The 15,527-nt window shown below is 70.8% G+C and carries 17 protein-coding genes; 12 read left to right on the plus strand and 5 right to left on the minus strand.

Going from position 1 to position 15,527, the window contains the following annotated elements:
• Positions 1-19 precede the first annotated feature (19 nt).
• Together dnaK and HS041_RS05995 are read right to left on the minus strand one after the other, a co-directional pair.
• Complete coding sequence (gene dnaK, locus HS041_RS05990) at positions 20-1,888, minus strand: molecular chaperone DnaK (protein WP_196439487.1); 1,869 nt, start codon at positions 1,886-1,888, stop codon at positions 20-22.
• Between the two features lie 220 nt (positions 1,889-2,108).
• Complete coding sequence (locus tag HS041_RS05995; protein ID WP_196439488.1) at positions 2,109-2,585, minus strand: hypothetical protein; 477 nt, start codon at positions 2,583-2,585, stop codon at positions 2,109-2,111.
• 75 nt (positions 2,586-2,660) lie between these two features.
• Here HS041_RS05995 and HS041_RS06000 point away from each other — a divergent pair, with 75 nt between their 5' ends.
• From HS041_RS06000 to HS041_RS06030, 7 genes are all read left to right on the plus strand, one after another.
• A complete protein-coding gene (locus HS041_RS06000) occupies positions 2,661-3,434 on the plus strand; it encodes an ABC transporter ATP-binding protein (RefSeq protein WP_196439489.1) in 774 nt (257 codons plus the stop codon).
• On the plus strand, positions 3,431-4,159 hold the full coding sequence (locus tag HS041_RS06005; RefSeq protein ID WP_196439490.1) for an ABC transporter permease: 729 nt from the start codon (positions 3,431-3,433) through the stop codon (positions 4,157-4,159). The genes HS041_RS06000 and HS041_RS06005 overlap by 4 nt, the downstream gene beginning before the upstream one ends.
• Positions 4,160-4,196: 37 nt before the next feature.
• Positions 4,197-4,991 (plus strand): pyrroline-5-carboxylate reductase, encoded by a 795-nt coding sequence (gene proC, locus HS041_RS06010; protein ID WP_196439491.1) that lies wholly within the window; start codon positions 4,197-4,199, stop codon positions 4,989-4,991.
• A gap of 120 nt (positions 4,992-5,111) precedes the next feature.
• Positions 5,112-6,356 (plus strand): MFS transporter, encoded by a 1,245-nt coding sequence (locus tag HS041_RS06015; protein ID WP_196439492.1) that lies wholly within the window; start codon positions 5,112-5,114, stop codon positions 6,354-6,356.
• A 75-nt stretch (positions 6,357-6,431) separates the two neighbouring features.
• Positions 6,432-7,844 carry an efflux RND transporter periplasmic adaptor subunit gene (locus HS041_RS06020; RefSeq protein ID WP_196439493.1) on the plus strand — a complete coding sequence of 471 codons (1,413 nt, stop codon included), beginning with the start codon at positions 6,432-6,434 and terminating at the stop codon, positions 7,842-7,844.
• On the plus strand, positions 7,841-8,617 hold the full coding sequence (locus tag HS041_RS06025; RefSeq protein ID WP_196439494.1) for an ABC transporter ATP-binding protein: 777 nt from the start codon (positions 7,841-7,843) through the stop codon (positions 8,615-8,617). The genes HS041_RS06020 and HS041_RS06025 overlap by 4 nt, the downstream gene beginning before the upstream one ends.
• On the plus strand, positions 8,614-9,798 hold the full coding sequence (locus HS041_RS06030) for an ABC transporter permease (protein WP_196439495.1): 1,185 nt from the start codon (positions 8,614-8,616) through the stop codon (positions 9,796-9,798). Before HS041_RS06025 ends, HS041_RS06030 begins: the two co-directional genes overlap by 4 nt.
• Before the next feature lie 6 nt (positions 9,799-9,804).
• Here the strand turns inward: HS041_RS06030 and cutA are convergent, their stop codons facing one another.
• The 3 genes from cutA to HS041_RS06045 all read right to left on the minus strand — a co-directional run bounded on the left by cutA (position 9,805) and on the right by HS041_RS06045 (position 12,004).
• Positions 9,805-10,140 (minus strand): divalent-cation tolerance protein CutA, encoded by a 336-nt coding sequence (gene cutA / locus HS041_RS06035; RefSeq protein WP_196439496.1) that lies wholly within the window; start codon positions 10,138-10,140, stop codon positions 9,805-9,807.
• A gap of 557 nt (positions 10,141-10,697) precedes the next feature.
• Positions 10,698-11,603 carry a hypothetical protein gene (locus HS041_RS06040; RefSeq protein ID WP_196439497.1) on the minus strand — a complete coding sequence of 302 codons (906 nt, stop codon included), beginning with the start codon at positions 11,601-11,603 and terminating at the stop codon, positions 10,698-10,700.
• A complete protein-coding gene (locus HS041_RS06045) occupies positions 11,600-12,004 on the minus strand; it encodes a hypothetical protein (protein ID WP_196439498.1) in 405 nt (134 codons plus the stop codon). The genes HS041_RS06040 and HS041_RS06045 overlap by 4 nt, the downstream gene beginning before the upstream one ends.
• Positions 12,005-12,052: 48 nt before the next feature.
• On the opposite strand from HS041_RS06045, the gene HS041_RS06050 reads away from it, so the two are divergent.
• The 5 genes from HS041_RS06050 (at position 12,053) to HS041_RS06070 (ending at position 15,519) form a co-directional block, all read left to right on the plus strand.
• On the plus strand, positions 12,053-12,328 hold the full coding sequence (locus HS041_RS06050) for a hypothetical protein (protein WP_196439499.1): 276 nt from the start codon (positions 12,053-12,055) through the stop codon (positions 12,326-12,328).
• A gap of 352 nt (positions 12,329-12,680) precedes the next feature.
• On the plus strand, positions 12,681-13,844 hold the full coding sequence (locus HS041_RS06055; RefSeq protein ID WP_196439500.1) for an acetoin utilization protein AcuC: 1,164 nt from the start codon (positions 12,681-12,683) through the stop codon (positions 13,842-13,844).
• A complete protein-coding gene (locus HS041_RS06060) occupies positions 13,841-14,647 on the plus strand; it encodes a phosphatase (protein ID WP_196439501.1) in 807 nt (268 codons plus the stop codon). Before HS041_RS06055 ends, HS041_RS06060 begins: the two co-directional genes overlap by 4 nt.
• 322 nt (positions 14,648-14,969) lie before the next feature.
• Positions 14,970-15,173 (plus strand): helix-turn-helix domain-containing protein, encoded by a 204-nt coding sequence (locus tag HS041_RS06065; RefSeq protein WP_012887307.1) that lies wholly within the window; start codon positions 14,970-14,972, stop codon positions 15,171-15,173.
• Between the two features lie 247 nt (positions 15,174-15,420).
• Positions 15,421-15,519: a 30S ribosomal protein bS22 gene (locus HS041_RS06070; protein ID WP_018654693.1), complete on the plus strand. Its 99-nt coding sequence runs from the start codon at positions 15,421-15,423 to the stop codon at positions 15,517-15,519.
• Positions 15,520-15,527: the final 8 nt, after the last annotated feature.

Genomic DNA, 15,527 nt, shown 5'->3' on the forward strand with positions numbered 1-15,527 from the left:
CCTCGGCTCTTCAGGGCCGTCACTTGCCTTCGTCGCGCTTCGGCTCGTCGTCGACGATCTCGGCCTCGACCACGTCGTCGTCGGTCTTCTGGCCACCGGTCGCGTCTTCGGCGCCGGGCGCGCCGCCCGGGGCCTCGGAGCCCTGCGACTGGGCGTAGATCGCCGAGCCCATCTTCTGGCTGACCGTGGCGAGCTTCTCCGCGGCGGCGCGGATCGCCGCCGAGTCGGTGCCCTCCAGGGTCTTCTTCAGGTCGGCGACGGCCTCGTTGACCTCGGTCTTGATGTCGTCCGGGATCTTCTCGCCGTTGTCGGCGACGAACTTCTCGGTCTGGTAGACGAGCGCGTCGGCGTTGTTGCGCGTCTCGGCGTCCTCGCGGCGCTTCTTGTCCTCCTCGGCGTAGGACTCGGCCTCGCGCATCATGCGCTCGATGTCCTCCTTCGGCAGCGCGGAGCCGCCGGTGATGGTCATCGTCTGCTCCTTGCCGGTGCCGAGGTCCTTGGCGGAGACGTTGACGATGCCGTTGGCGTCGATGTCGAAGGTGACCTCGATCTGCGGGATGCCGCGCGGCGCCGGGGCGATGCCGGTCAGCTCGAAGGTGGCCAGCTTCTTGTTGTAGGCCGCGATCTCGCGCTCACCCTGGTAGACCTGGATCTGCACCGACGGCTGGTTGTCCTCGGCCGTGGTGAAGACCTCCGAGCGCTTGGTCGGGATCGTGGTGTTGCGCTCGATGATCTTGGTGAAGATGCCGCCCTTGGTCTCGATGCCCAGCGAGAGCGGGGTCACGTCGAGCAGCAGGACGTCCTTGACCTCGCCCTTGAGCACACCGGCCTGGAGGGCGGCGCCGATGGCCACGACCTCGTCCGGGTTGACGCCCTTGTTGGGCTCCTTGCCGGTCATCTCCTTGACCAGGTCCGCCACGGCGGGCATGCGGGTCGAGCCGCCGACGAGCACCACGTGGGCGATGTCGGAGACCTTGATCCCGGCGTCCTTGACGACCTGGTTGAACGGGCCCTTGCACCGCTCGAGCAGGTCGGCGGTGATCCGCTGGAACTCGGCGCGGGTGAGCTTCTCCTCCAGGTGGAGGGGGCCCTCGGCGGAGGCGGTGATGTAGGGCAGGTTGACGGAGGTCTCCGACTGGCTGGAGAGCTCGATCTTGGCCTTCTCCGCCGCCTCGCGCAGGCGCTGGAGGGCCATCTTGTCCTTGGTCAGGTCGACGCCGTGGGCGTTCTTGAACCGGGTGGCGAGCTCGTCGACGACGCGCTGGTCCCAGTCGTCGCCACCGAGGTGGTTGTCGCCGCTGGTGGCCTTGACCTCGACGAAGCCGTGGCCGTCCTCCTGGCCGACGTCGAGCAGGGACACGTCGAAGGTGCCGCCGCCGAGGTCGAAGACGAGGATGGTCTCGTCCTTCTCCTTGTCGAGACCGTAGGCGAGAGCCGCCGCCGTGGGCTCGTTGATGATGCGCAGGACGTTGAGGCCCGCGATGGTGCCCGCCTCCTGGGTCGCCTGGCGCTGGGCGTCGTTGAAGTAGGCCGGAACGGTGATCACGGCGTCGGTGATCTTCTCGCCGAGGTAGGCCTCCGCGTCCTGCTTCAGCTTCTGCAGGACGAAGGCGCTGATCTGCTGCGGGGAGAACTTCTTGCCGTCGATCTCGGTGGACCAGTTGGTGCCCATCTCCCGCTTGACCGAGCGGATCGTCCGGTCGACGTTGGTGACGGCCTGCCGCTTGGCGACCTCGCCGACGAGGACCTCGCCGTTCTTCGCGAAGGCGACCACGGACGGGGTGGTCCGCGAACCCTGGGCGTTGGCGATGACGGTGGGCTCACCGCCCTCGAGGATGGAGACGACGGAGTTGGTCGTCCCCAGGTCGATACCTACCGCACGTGCCATGAGTACGTCCTTGTAGTCAAAGTTGAGTCGGTCTGACTCATAGTCGGGCATCGGCTTGTGCTTGTCAAACGACTTGAGTCTACTCGGCTCAACCCTCTGTGGGCGTGTCTGTATTCCTCATATTCGGAATGCAAAGAACCCGGTACGGCCTGCGGGCCGTACCGGGTCGGCGGGGCTCAATCGATCGGGGTGTTCGCGTCGGCCTGGATCTCGGCGGCCGTCAGCGCCTCGCGCCGTCGACGACCTTGCGCGCGCCGAGAGGCTTCTTGAGCTTGACGGTCGTCACCTTCTGGATGGCGATCTCGATGCAGGCGACGTTCTGGACCTTGCTGCTCGGTCCCTCCCAGAGGGTGACGGTCACCTTCCTGGCCGTCTCCTTCACGGCCACGCGGTCGAGCACGTGGCAGGGCTCCACCCCCGACCACCAGACGACCCGCAGGCTCCGGCGGTCCTTGGAGGGCTTGGCCGTCAGCCACCGGATCTTCCGGGGGTTGTCGGCGTCGCCCGTGGGCTTGGTCGGTTTGGGGCCCTGGGTGGGCTCGACCCGGGGCGGCACGGTGTGGCTCACCGGCTGGGAGGGGCCGGTCTCCGTCGCCGTGGAGCCCGGACCGGCGCTCGGAGCGGTGACGGACCCGGTCCCGCAGCCCATGGCCAGAAGCAGGGTCCCCGTCAGAAGCGGGGTCGCGATCCTACGCATACCTCTATGACGGACCGGCCCCCGGGGTGGTTCAGGGTCGTTGACGGGGCCTGTCCGGAGGGCTAAATTCAACATATGGTGAGTTGTGTCGTCGCCGTACGGGATCTCCGGGTGGAGCGCGGCCGCCGGGAGGTGCTGCACGGGGTCTCCTTCGAGGTCCCGCGGGGGATGATCCTCGGCCTGCTCGGACCCAGCGGGTGCGGGAAGACCACGCTGATGCGCTCGGTCGTGGGGGTGCAGGTGGTCGCGGGCGGGACGGTCACGGTTCTCGGCGAGCCGGCGGGCGGCCCCGGGCTGCGGGCGAAGGTGGGTTACTCCACGCAGAGCCCCGCCGTCTACGACGATCTGACCGTGGCCGAGAACCTGGCCTACTTCGCCTCGGTGCTCGGCGCGCCGAGGGGCGACGTCGGCAGGGTCCTCGGCGAGGTCGGGCTCGGCGGAGCCGCCGGGCAGGTGGCCAGGACCCTCTCGGGCGGTCAGCGCAGCCGGGCCGGCCTCGCGGTGGCCCTGCTCGGCAGCCCCGAGCTGCTCGTGCTCGACGAGCCCACGGTCGGGCTCGACCCGGTGCTCCGCAACGAGTTGTGGGAGCTGTTCCACCGGCTGACGGCCGAGCGGGGCATGACGCTCATGGTCTCCAGCCACGTCATGGACGAGGCGTCCCGGTGCGACCGCCTGCTGCTGATGCGCGAGGGGGAGATCCTCGCCGATGACTCGCCCGGCGCGCTGCGGCGCCGTACCGGGACGGACGACCTGGAGAAGGCGTTCCTGCGGCTCGTCGCGGAGCGGGAGAGGGCGGCCGACGGGGCGGAGCGGCCCGGCCCGGGGAACGGGGCGGGTGAGCGACCGTGAGCATTCCGATCACCCTCGCCACGGCGAGGCGCATCCTGACCCAGCTCAGGCATGACCGGCGCACGGTCGGGATGATGGTCCTGGTGCCGACGCTGGTGATGGCCCTGCTGTACTACGTGATCGGCGATCAGCGGTCGTTCAACGCCTGGACGCCGGTCCTGCTGTGCGTCTTCCCCTTCCTGGTGATGTTCCTGGTCACCTCGGTCGCCACGCTGCGCGAGCGTACGTCGGGGACCCTGGAGCGCCTCATGGCCTCACCGCTGGGCAAGCTGGACCTGCTGCTGGGGTACGGCCTGGCGTTCGGGCTGATGGCGGCGGTCCAGGTCGCGCTGGTGCTGGCGGTCTCGCTGACCTGGCTCGGGTTCGAGCTCGGCGGGCCGGTCTGGCCGCTGGTCGTGGTGGCGCTCGGCAACGCGCTGCTGGGCATCGCGCTCGGCCTGCTGTGCAGCGCCTTCGCCAGGACCGAGTTCCAGGCGGTGCAGTTCATGCCGGTCGTGATGATCCCGCAGCTCCTGCTCGGCGGGATCCTGGTGCCGCGCGACCGGATGGCCACAGTGCTGGAGTGGATCTCCAACGTGCTTCCGATGTCCTACGCGATCGAGGCCATGAAGCTGGCCGTGGCCGGCGCGGGGGGTGACTTCTGGCGCGACATGGCCGTGGTGGCGGGCTCGGCGGTCCTGGCCCTGGTCCTCGGCGCCGCCACCCTCCGCAGACGGACCCCGTAGGCTGGTCGCCTCCATCCCCTAGGCAAGGTGTGCCGACATGATCGCGATTCTCGGGACCGGCAAAATGGGCGAGGCACTGCTGTCCGGGTTGCTGCGGGCCGGGTTCAAACCCGGTGACGTGATCGCGACCGCGCGCCGCGCCGAGCGGGCCGAGGCGCTGCGGGAACGGTACGGCGTGCGGGTGCTGTCCAACTCCGAGGCCGTCAAGAGCGCCGAGACGGTGATCCTCGCGGTCAAGCCGCAGGACATGGCCTCGCTGCTGGCGGAGATCGCCGATCACGTCCGCGGGGACCAGCTGGTGATCTCGGCCGCGGCCGGCATCACGACCGCCTTCGTGGAGTCGCACCTGGCCGGGGAGATCCCGGTGGTCCGGGTGATGTCCAACACGCCGATCCGCTTCGACGAGGCGATGAGCGTGATCTCGGCCGGCGCGTACGCCGGGGAGGAGCACCTGCGGCGCACCGAGGACCTGCTCAAGCCGGTCGGCAAGGTGCTGCGCATCCCCGAGTCCCAGCAGGACGCCGCCACCGCGCTCTCCGGCAGCGGCCCGGCCTACTTCTTCTACCTGGTCGAGGCCATGGTCGACGCGGGCATCCTGCTCGGCATGCCCCGCGCCGCCGCCCTCGACATGGTGATCCAGTCGATCGTCGGCGCCGCCGTCATGCTCCGTGACTCCGGCGAGCACCCGGTCATCCTGCGCGAGGCCGTCACCTCCCCGGGCGGGACCACCATCTCCGCCATCGCTGAGCTGGAGCGGCACAGCGTGCGAGCCGCCTTCCTGGCCGCCATCGAGGCCGCCCGGGACCGGGGCCGCGAGCTCGCCGCCGGGTGACGTCCCGCCGGACGACCCCGTAGGCACCCGTCCGCCCCGGGGGTCCCGATTATCCTTTAGGAAACCTTCCTGTTTTAAGGCATCATTTCCGTCGGTGCCGAAAGGGAAGCGAGGGCCGAGGTGTCGCAGGCCGTACAAGCCGGTGAGCGGGAACGACGGACGGGGCCCGAGGTCTGGTCGAGGAACTTCACGCTCTTCTTCACCGCGCGCTCCGTCTCCACGCTCGGCGCCGCGATGGTCCCCTTCGCGACCGCGATCGGGGTGAACGACCTGGGCTACGGCGCGACCGGCGTCGGGCTGGCGCTGGCCGCGTGGATGGGGCCGTTCGCCGTGCTCATCCTCTTCGGCGGCGTGTTCGCCGACAAGTTCACGCCGCGCCGGATGATGATCGGCGCCGACGTCGTCAGGACCGTCACCCAGGGCGCCCTCGCGGTGCTCTACATCTTCACCCACCCCCCGCTCTGGCAGATCCTGGTGCTGTCGGCCGTCGCCGGCGTGGCCGCGGCGATGTACCAGCCCGGCGTCTCCAGCACAGTCCCCCGGGTGGCCGCGGACGTGCAGAAGGGCAATGCCACCCTGCGGGTCTCCGAGGCGATCATGATGCTGATGGGCCCGGCGATCGCCGGGGGCGTGGTCGTGCTCTCCGGAGTCGGGGCGGTGTTCGCGGTCGAGGCCGTGGGCTTCGCGATCAGCGCGTGCTGCCTGCTGGCCCTCCGCCTGCCGCCGCTCCCCGCCGGGGGCGGGGCCGCGGGGGAGTCGATGTGGCGCAACCTGCGCGGCGGCTGGCACGAGTTCCGCTCCCGGACCTGGATGTGGAGCGTGATCCTCATCTGGGTGATCTTCGGCCTCACCCTGTTCGGGCCGATGATCCCGCTCGGCTCCGTGCTCGTCAGCGAGGACCTGGGCAAGGCGGCGTACGGCCTGGTCATGTCCGCCTCCGGCGCGGGCACCATCGTCGGCGGCCTGGTCGCGATGCGGGTCCGGCCCGCCAGGCCGCTGGCGGCCGGGGCGACGGGCCTGTTCGGCTTCGCGCTCGAGCCGCTGTCCATCGCCGCCGCGATGCCGCTGGAGGTCATGATGGCCGCCCACGTGGTCGGCGGCGCCGGATGGGCGTTCTGGTCGGTCATGTGGGCCACCAGCATCCAGACTCAGGTGCCGCCGGAGGCGCTCAACCGGGTCACCGCCTACGAGGTCGGCGGGTCGACCGTCGCCGTCCCGATCGGCCAGGCGATCGCCGGCCCGGTGGCCGCGCTGGTGGGATCCCGGGAGGTGCTGGCCGTCTCCTCGGCCGTGGCGGTGGGCGGCTGCCTGTGCCTGCTCCTGATCCCCGCCGTCCGGGGCCTGCGCAGGGCCGCGACCGCCTGACCCGCGGCCGGAGCCCGTGGACCGCGCTACCCGGATTCCCGGCAAGGCGATCACCATCCTCCTACGATGGGTCATGTGACCATCCGTCGCGGAATCCCCCCGCTGGTCCCCGTCCTCCTGCTCACGGTCCTCCTGCTCACCTCCTGCACCGCGGATGAGCCCTCCCCGGTGCGGCTCGACACGGTGCGGCGCGCCCCGGTCACCGAGGTGGTCGAGGCCCCCGCCACGGTCGCCGCCCGTGCGACGGCAACCCTTCGCTCACCGGCCCAGGGCACGGTCAGGAAGCTGTACGTCCGGGACGGCCAGCGGGTCGACAAGGGGCAGATCCTCGCCAAAATCAGTTCCCCGCAGGCCGAGGACCAGTTGCGGCAGGCCCGCGAGGCGTCGAGGACGGCCTCCAGGAGCGGGCCCCCGGTCCGGCTGGGCGGTGCTCCCGCCTTCCGGCTCGCCTCGGGGCTGGAGGTGAGGAGCGATCCGCGGGTACGGCGAGGCTTCGCGAAGGCGCGCGCCGCGGCCCGCGAGGTCGGGGACCCGAAGGTCCGCAAGCAGTTGCTGGCCGCGCTGGACGCCGCCGAGGCCCAGCACCGGGCCCACCAGGAGGCGCTCGCCAAGGCCGCCCGCGGCCTCACCGACTCGCTCAACCGCTCGCTCGGCCAGGCGCTCAGCCAGGTGACGAGCCAGTTGAGCGCGGGCCTCGGCGGGCTGAGCGCCTCCATGGCGTCCCTCCAGAAGGCGTCCCGCGCGCAGGCGAAGGCCGCCGTCGCGGTCGCCCGCAGGACCGTGGACGGGCTGACGGTCAAGGCGCCGTTCGGCGGGATCGTCACCCTCGGCCGCGCCTCCGGCGGCGGGGCCCCCGACCTGAGCGCCCTGCTGCCGCAGGGGATCGCCGGCGCCGCGCAGCTCCCCGGCTCCGGGTCCTCGGGCCGGTCCGGCTCCGGGACCGCGATCGCCGTCGGAGTCCCGGTGGCGGCCGGGGACACGGTCGTCACCGTCACGGACGTCTCCGAGCTGACCCTCTCGGCGGACGTGGACGAGACCGACGTGCTGCTGGTCGAGCGGGAGGCGAAGGCCGAGGCGGAGTTCGACGCGGTTCCCGGGGGCGTCTACCCGGCCGAGGTGACGGGGGTCGGGGTCACGCCGCTGGAGGGCGCCACCGGAGGGGCGAGCTACCCGGTCCAGCTCTCCCTCGGCGCCGGGAGGTTCGACGACGGCAGCAGAGCCCCCGCGCCCAAGCCCGGTATGAGCGCGGTCGTCCGCCTGACGGTCCGCGAGTCCCCGGACGCGGTCGCCGTGCCGTCCTCCGCGATCGTCACCAGCGGGCGCGACAGCGTCGTCTGGGTGGTCCGCGGCGGCGCGGCCGAGCGGCGGGTGGTCAGGCTCGGGGCCCAGGGCGAGTCCATGGTGGAGATCCTCTCCGGGCTCTCGCCGGGTGAACGCGTCGTCGTCCGGGGCGCGGACACCGTACGGCAGGGCCAGCCCCTCCCATGACGACGGCTGCGTTCGAGGCGGTGGGGCTGGCCAGGTCGTACCAGCTCGAAGGGGTCTCGGTGGACGCGCTGCGCGGGGTGGACCTGCGGATCGAGCCGGGGGAGTTCGTGGCGATCATCGGGCCCTCGGGGTCGGGGAAGTCCACGCTGATGCACCTGCTCGGCTGCCTCGACCGGCCGACCGCGGGGACGCTGCGGGTGAACGGGACGGACGTCTCGACGCTCTCCGACACCGAGCTGGCCGAGCTGCGCAACCGGGCCGTGGGGTTCGTCTTCCAGTCGTTCCACCTGCTGGCCAGGACCGCGGCCGTCGACAACGTGGCGCTTCCGCTGATCTACCGGGGGGTGCCGAGGGCCGAGCGGCGCGAGCGCGCGCGCAGGGCGCTGGAGTCCGTGGGGCTCAGGCACCGGCTGGACCACCGGCCCTCGCAGATGTCCGGCGGAGAGCAGCAGCGGGTGGCCATCGCACGGGCCCTGGTCGGCGATCCCCAGGTCGTCCTGGCCGACGAGCCGACGGGGAACCTCGACACCCGCAACGGCGCGGAGGTGATGGCCATCCTCGACCGGCTCAACGCCGAGCGCGGCGTCGCGATCGTCCTGGTCACCCACGAGCCCGAGGTGGCCGCCCGCGCCCGCCGCCAGATCCAGGTGCGCGACGGCCTCATCGAGTTCGACTCCGGTACGGCGGGCGGCCCGGCGGAGCCGGGCGGGAGCCGTACCGGACCGGCGGCCGGAGAAGGCGCCGGCCGTACCGGATCGGCGGAGGCGGTGTGAGGGCGGCGGAGGCGTTCCGGATGGCGCTGGAGGCGCTGCGGGTCAACCGGCTGCGCAGCACCCTCACCATGCTGGGCGTGATCATCGGGGTCTCGGCCGTGGTGGTCCTGGTCGCGGTCGGCACCGGCGCCAAGAACGCGGTGGAGAGCGAGATCTCCGGGCTCGGAAGCAACATCATCCTGGTCGTCCCCGGCCGGCTCGGGGTCGGCGCGCTGCCCACCCAGAGCCGCCTCGACCTCGCCGACGTGGCCTACGTGCGCCGGGTGGTCGGCGACCCCGGGAAGGTCACGGTCTCGGTCAACTCGGGGGAGACGGTCCGGGTCGGCAGGACCGAGGCGTTCGTCACGGTCGTCGGCACCGACGAGAACCTGCCGAACATCTTCGACCGGCCGCTGCGCCGCGGGCGGTACCTGAGCGAGACCGACGTGGACACCCGCCGCCGGGTGGCGGTGCTCGGCTCGGAGGTGGCCGTGAAACTGTTCGGCGACGTCGATCCCATCGGCAGGCAGATGACGGTCTCGGGGGCCAGGTTCCGGGTCGTCGGGGTCTACGAGGCGGTCGGGGCGACCTTCGGGGTCGCCCGCGACCAGGAGATCCACGTCCCGGTCACCACGGCGCAGCGCCTGCTCGGCGTCACGCGGATCAACGGGATCGCGGTCGGCGCGTCCGGGCCCGACCAGATCGAGCCCCTGCAGCAGCGGGTGGTGGACGCGCTGGCCGAGCGGTATCCGGGGGAGCGCTTCTCCGCCGTCACCCAGACCCAGCTGCTCGGCACGATCGGCACCGTGCTCGGCATGCTGACCGGCGTGCTCGCCGCCATCGCGGGCATCTCGCTGCTCGTCGGCGGGGTCGGGGTCTCCAACATCATGCTGGTGAGCGTCCGGGAGCGGACCCGGGAGATCGGCCTGCGCAAGGCCCTGGGCGCCCGCCAGCGCGACGTGCTGGCGCAGTTCCTGATCGAGGCCGTGCTGCTGACCACGATCGGCGGGGTGACCGGCATCCTGCTCGGCGTCGGCGGGGCGCTGCTCATCGCGGCGCTCTCCCCGGTCCCGGCGGCCGTCACGTGGTGGTCGGTCGCGCTGGCCTTCGGCGTCTCGGTCGCGGTCGGGGTGTTCTTCGGGGTCGCCCCCGCCCGCCGGGCGGGGCGGCTCGATCCGGTCGTCGCACTGCGTGCCGAATAGGCCGCGTTACCCGGCCTGGCGCGGCTCCGCCGTCTCCGTGCCGATCCAGTGCAAGTAGTCCGCCGATCCGCCCTCGATCGGGACGGCGACGATCTCCGGTGTTTCGTAGGAGTGCGCGGCCTTCACCGCGGAGACGAGTTCGTCCAGCCGGTCCTTGCTCGTCTTCATGAGGATCAGGAACTCTTCGTCTCGCCGGACCTCGCCCTTCCAGCGGTAGACGGAACTGACCGGCCCGACGATCTGCGCGCACGCCGCCACGCGCTCCCGTACGGCGACGGCACCGATCTCCTCCGCCTCCTCCCGGCTTCCGGCGGTCACATGCACCTCGAGATAAGGATTCATGGGGTCAACTTACGCGTGAACCCATCGGGCATCGCCCTGTTACGGCAGGCGTCGCCGCATAGGGCCCTGCTCCCGTACGGCCGGCGAACCCGACGGCCCGACCTGGAGCACGGCCCGAGAAGCGGGATCAGCCGAAGGTGATGTCCAGGCTGGAGAGCGGTACCGGCCGGTCGGGGCCTCCACCGCGGAGAAGTGCGCCCACACCTCCCCCGGGCGTTCGGAGAGGTCAGGACCCCCCATCCTTCCTCGTCGTGCCGGACGGCGACCGTTCCGGTGACCGCGTCCACTCCGAAGACCTCCTCCGTTGGCCGCCCCGGACGCGCCGGCTGCCACGGCGGCCCGGGTGATGTCCGTACCGGCGGATAAGTGACGTCCGGCATGGCGGACCTGACCGGTACCCCGCCACGTCCGGGGGGATTGCTGAGCGCAATGACTATTGCGCTCAGCAATCCCCCCGGCCCATTCAGGTCCTCGCAGATGCCCGCGTGTCAGGAGTCCCGGCGCCGGAGCAGTACGGCGAGCGCGATGCCGCGGCCGGGCTGTCGGAGGATGCGGGCTCAGCAGGGGGCGAGGGGCGCCGTGCGGTCGGCGCGCATGAACTCCAGCCGCAGTTTCGGGCTACGCGGCAGGAGGATCGCCACGCCGTCGGTGAAGTTCCACGTCGCGGGCAGGAAGACGTACTGGTCCGCGGACTGCACGATGAGCTTCAACCCGTCGTAGCGGAACCGGTAGGCGGCCTTGTCGTCGCGGCAGCGGGTCTCGCGGACGCCGGGGGCGGTCAGGCTGAGGCTGCTCTCGCTGTAGAGGACGGAGCTGGGCTGCTGGTCCAGGCGGGCCGCCAGCCGGTGGGCCCTCGTGCTTCCGGCGGCGGCGGCGTAGTCGCCTACGGCCCAGAACAGGCTCATGGAGACCAGGACGAACACGACCGCCCATTCGGCGATCGCGGCGGCACCGGGCCTGCCGGCGGCCGGGGCGGAGTTCAGCACCCTGGCGTAGGCGAGGAGGAGGACTCCCAGCGCCAGGCAGAGCGGCGGGACCGCCAGATAGCGCTCCAGCGTGGTGACGGTGAAGATGCTCGCGACCCCGGCCAGCATGAGGACGAGGCCGATCAGAACCATCGCCGGGACCGCGTAGCGCAGCAGGCGGGAACCGGCCCCGGCGGTGAGGCGGGCGCGCAGCGCGGCATGCGCCCACAGGGCGACGAGCCCGACCAGAGCGGCCACCGTGATGGGGATGAACAGCACGTTCTGGCTGCTCACGAGGTAGTCGGCGGTGGAGAAGCCGAACACCGTGGCGTTGACCCCGAACTCGTGGAAGAGCCAGTAGGTGTGGTTCCAGCCGAAGAAGTACAGCAGGGCGGTCAGCAGGCTCGTCGGCGCGACGACGGCGCCCAGGAGCTGCGCCAGCGTTCCCAGCCCCGCCGCCTGCGCGGCCTGCGGTTCCCCAGGATCCGGTGCGGTCATGACGGGGGCGGCTCCTCCTCGCCGGGCGCCGGCTCATCGGGCTGGGGCTCGTAGGGCTCGGGCTCGGGCTCGGGCTCGGGCTCCGGTTCGGGCTCCGGCTCGACCGGCGTCGGCTCGCCGCCGTTGCCGTTCTCACCGGCCAGGCAACCCGCCCCGGACACCAGGATGGTCAGGGTCGTTCCCCGGTCCACCTGCCGGCCCGCCTCCGGATCGAAGCCGAGGAACGTGCACGAGGAGTCCGCCTCGTCCTCCTGCACCTCGACGTCCAGGGTGAGGCAGACGGTGTCGTCGTCGCAGTTGCTCCTGACCTCTTCGGCGACGATGCCGCGTATCTCGTCGAGGCTGTCGAAACCCGTTCCCGGATTCGGGATGTCGGGCACGTTGACCGGCGAGATCGGCACCTGTCCGCCGGCGTTGGGGTCGCCGTCCTGACCGTCCTGACCGTCTGCTTGACCGTTCTGGCCGTCCTGATCACCCTCGTCCTGGCCGCCCTGCTCCCCCTGGCCGTTCTGTTCCCCCTGGCCGTCTTGCTCGTCCTGCCCGTCCTGCTCTCCCTGGCCGTCTTGCTGTCCTCGCCCGTCCTGCCCGTCCTGCCCGTTCTGTCCTTCTGTGGTGTTCCTGCCGTTCGAGACATCCGGGAGGTCTCCTCCTGCTCCGCCACCGCCGCATGCGGCCGCCGGAAAGCACAGGAGGAACGCGACGGCCAGGGCTGCCGGACGTCGTAGATCTGACATGTCCGGACCCCCGCCGATTACCAAGTCATTACATTTAGCGATATGTAAATCACTGTCGGTCATATGACATGTGCCCAGGTAGAGCACACTTGTAACTGAATTCGCATCCTTCGCGGGAGTGCGGGAGGAGCCCGGCGGTCTCCCGCGGTGCGAGTGCCGCGCGGAGGCCCGGCTGCCGGGCACGAAGGTGCGGATCGGGCCGGCGAGGGTGCGGTCCCACCGGCCGTCGCCTCACCGACGGATCTCATCGGCCGGGCGCCGGTGTGATCGCCGACGGGGCGGAGATCGGGTGGTAGCCGTACGGTAACGTCGCGGAAAAAGGAGCGAACCGAGGAGAGTGCGGATGAGCCGGTCGGTGCGGGTTGTCTGGGACGACGCGCTCATCTCCTACGACTTCGGCCCGGGGCATCCGCTCGCGCCCGTACGGGTCGAACTGACCATGGCGCTCGCCCGGGAGCTGGGCGTACTCGACGGCGTCAAGGTGACCGGCTGCGTGCCGGCCACCGACGAAGAGCTCGCACTGGTCCACAAGCGCGACTACATCGAGGCGGTCAAGCGGGTCTCCGCGACCGGACGGCCCGACCGTTCCGCCGGACTCGGCACCGAGGACAACCCCGCCTTCGCCGGGGTGCACGAGGCCTCGGCGCTCATCACCGGGGCGACCCTGGCCGCCGCCCGCGCGGTGTGGAGCGGCGAGGCGGAGCACGCGGTGAACGTCGCGGGCGGCCTCCACCACGCCATGGCGGCCACCGCGAGCGGTTTCTGCGTCTACAACGACCCGGCGGCGGCCATCGCCTGGCTGCTGACCCAGGGGGCCACCCGGGTCGCCTACGTGGACGTGGACGTGCACCACGGGGACGGTGTGCAGGCGCTGTTCTACGACGACCCCAGGGTGCTGACGATCAGCCTCCACGAGAGCCCGCGCACGCTCTTCCCGGGTACGGGCTTCCCCGAGGAGCGCGGGGCGGAGGGCACCGCGGTCAACGTGGCGCTGCCCGCCGGGTGCGGCGACGCCGGCTGGTTGAGGGCCTTCCACGCGGTGGTGCCGCCGCTGCTGCGGGAGTTCGCCCCCGAGGTCCTGGTGACCCAGCACGGCTGCGACGGCCACGCGCTGGACCCGCTGGCCCACCTGATGCTGAGCCTGGACGGCCAGCGCGCCACCTACGCCGCCCTGCACGAGCTGGCCCACGAGACCGCGGGCGGGCGGTGGATCGTGACCGGGGGCGGGGGCTACGAACTGGTCCAGGTGGTGCCCCGGGCCTGGACCCACCTGCTCGCCGAGGTCGCCGGGCACCCGCTCGACCCGGCGACGGCCACCCCGCAGACGTGGCGGGGGCTGGTCAGGGAGCGGACCGGCGAGACGCCGCCGCTCTCGATGACTGACGGAAGAGATCCGGAATTTCAAGATTTCTCTGCTGGTTATGACCCAGCAGACCCCATAGACCGGGCCATCCTGGCCACCAGGAAGGCCGTGTTCCCCTTCCACGGACTGGACCCGCTGCCGTGACCGCGCCGACCCCCGCGACCCCGCCGTCCCGCGACGAACTCAAAAACCACCTGGTCCGCACGCGGATCGCCGGTGACGTGGCGACCAGCAGGGAGAACAACCTCGACCACTACCGGTCGCTGGCCAACCGGGATCCGCACCACCTGTTCGGGCTGACCTTGGAGAGGGACTGGCCCTACCGGGACGTGCTGGAGCTGATGGCCAAGTCCGCGGGGGTGGTCGCCGACCCCGGCCACCGCGCGGGCCAGGACACCATCGACCCGGAGCGCACGATCGAGGCGACCGAGGCCATGGGTGACGTGATCGCCAGGGTGCTCCGCGCGGGGAGCCCGAAGATCCTCCTGGCCACCGGGCACCCCACCGGCTTGCTCACCATCCACCTGGCGCTGGCCAGACTGGTTCGGGAGAGGGGGGCGACCCTGATGGGCCCCGCCGAGAACTGGTCCTACTGGGGCTCCGGGTTCGGCCGCAAGCGCAAGATCCGGTATCTCGACGATGTGGCCATGCTGGACGACAAGGGCGCCTTCGTGCACACCCATGACCCGGCCCCGATGGAGGCCATGATCGCCGAGATGGGCGACGACCGTCCCGACCTGGTGATCGCCGACCACGGCTGGGCGGGAGCCGCCGGAGAGGCCGGGATCCTCACTGTGGGATTCGCCGACAGCAACGACCCGGCCCTGTTCGTCGGCGAGGCGGAGGGCAAGATCGCGGTGACCGTCCCCCTCGATGACAACGTGTTGCCGCGCGATTACTCTCCACTTATCCGGCACCTGGTCGAGAGGGTCGTGAGCGGCCTCTGAGACGTGGGTGACGCCAATCCGGCTGTCCCTATACGTCCTTTTCGCGCCTGTATTCCGCGAACCCCGACGAGCGTTTGCCAACTTTTTGGGGTTTGTGGGCGACTCTAATGAGAGACAGTTGGTCCGTTCCAAGATCAGTGCGAGGGGTGCGGACCAGCCGCTGGCCAGCAAGTTTCTGCGTTTTGCTGACATGGGACTGCGAAGACTGAGAAAATAGGGGGTTTGCGCGCTCGGAGTCCCGCCTTACGCTGACGGCAGTAGACGTGCGTGAGCGATGGCACCAGTGGGGATAACCCGGAAACACGTGCGGAAGAGGCGTCCGATGGGTGCAGGCGAAAGACCTCTCAGCGAGGTGAAGTTCCTGACGGTGGCAGAAGTGGCCACGGTCATGAGGGTGTCCAAGATGACGGTGTACCGGCTCGTGCACTCGGGCGAGCTGCCGGCCATCCGTGTCGGCCGGTCCTTCAGAGTGCCCGAGCAGGCGGTCCACGACTATCTCAGGGATGCCTACATCGAGGCGGGTTGAAGCGATCCATGAGTCCGGGTCCTCCGGCGGATCCGGTGTGCGAAGGACTCACGCTTCACTGGGGTAGCGACGTGCCGGTCACGTCGTGAGTTCGAGTGCCAGGGCTCCATGGCCCTGCTCCGGCGCGGGCGGAAGACGCGAGGGGCAGGGCCGGGGGCGATCCACAGCGGATCGCCGGTAGTCTGTTGAACCGGTGTGCTACGCGCGCCGGTTCGACAATCTCCGCTACCAGCTACCTGGGGGTCCCGTGGGCTCTGTGATCAAGAAGCGCCGCAAGCGTATGGCGAAGAAGAAGCACCGCAAGCTTCTCAAGAAGACCCGTATTCAGCGGCGTAACAAGAAGTAGCAACGCGG

Source organism: Planomonospora sp. ID67723, assembly GCF_015711605.1.
Classification (GTDB): Bacteria; Actinomycetota; Actinomycetes; order Streptosporangiales; family Streptosporangiaceae; genus Planomonospora_A.

Bases quoted from the DNA above. Each gene is read 5' to 3' on its own strand.
- proC (WP_196439491.1), top strand. From the start codon at position 4,197: ATGATCGCGATTCTCGGGACCGGCAAAATGGGCGAGGCACTGCTGTCC.
- HS041_RS06000 (WP_196439489.1), top strand. From the start codon at position 2,661: ATGGTGAGTTGTGTCGTCGCCGTACGGGATCTCCGGGTGGAGCGCGGC.
- HS041_RS06065 (WP_012887307.1), top strand. From the start codon at position 14,970: ATGGGTGCAGGCGAAAGACCTCTCAGCGAGGTGAAGTTCCTGACGGTG.
- cutA (WP_196439496.1), bottom strand. From the start codon at position 10,140: ATGAATCCTTATCTCGAGGTGCATGTGACCGCCGGAAGCCGGGAGGAG.
- HS041_RS06040 (WP_196439497.1), bottom strand. From the start codon at position 11,603: ATGACCGCACCGGATCCTGGGGAACCGCAGGCCGCGCAGGCGGCGGGG.
- HS041_RS05995 (WP_196439488.1), bottom strand. From the start codon at position 2,585: ATGCGTAGGATCGCGACCCCGCTTCTGACGGGGACCCTGCTTCTGGCC.
- dnaK (WP_196439487.1), bottom strand. From the start codon at position 1,888: ATGGCACGTGCGGTAGGTATCGACCTGGGGACGACCAACTCCGTCGTC.
- HS041_RS06055 (WP_196439500.1), top strand. From the start codon at position 12,681: ATGAGCCGGTCGGTGCGGGTTGTCTGGGACGACGCGCTCATCTCCTAC.
- HS041_RS06025 (WP_196439494.1), top strand. From the start codon at position 7,841: ATGACGACGGCTGCGTTCGAGGCGGTGGGGCTGGCCAGGTCGTACCAG.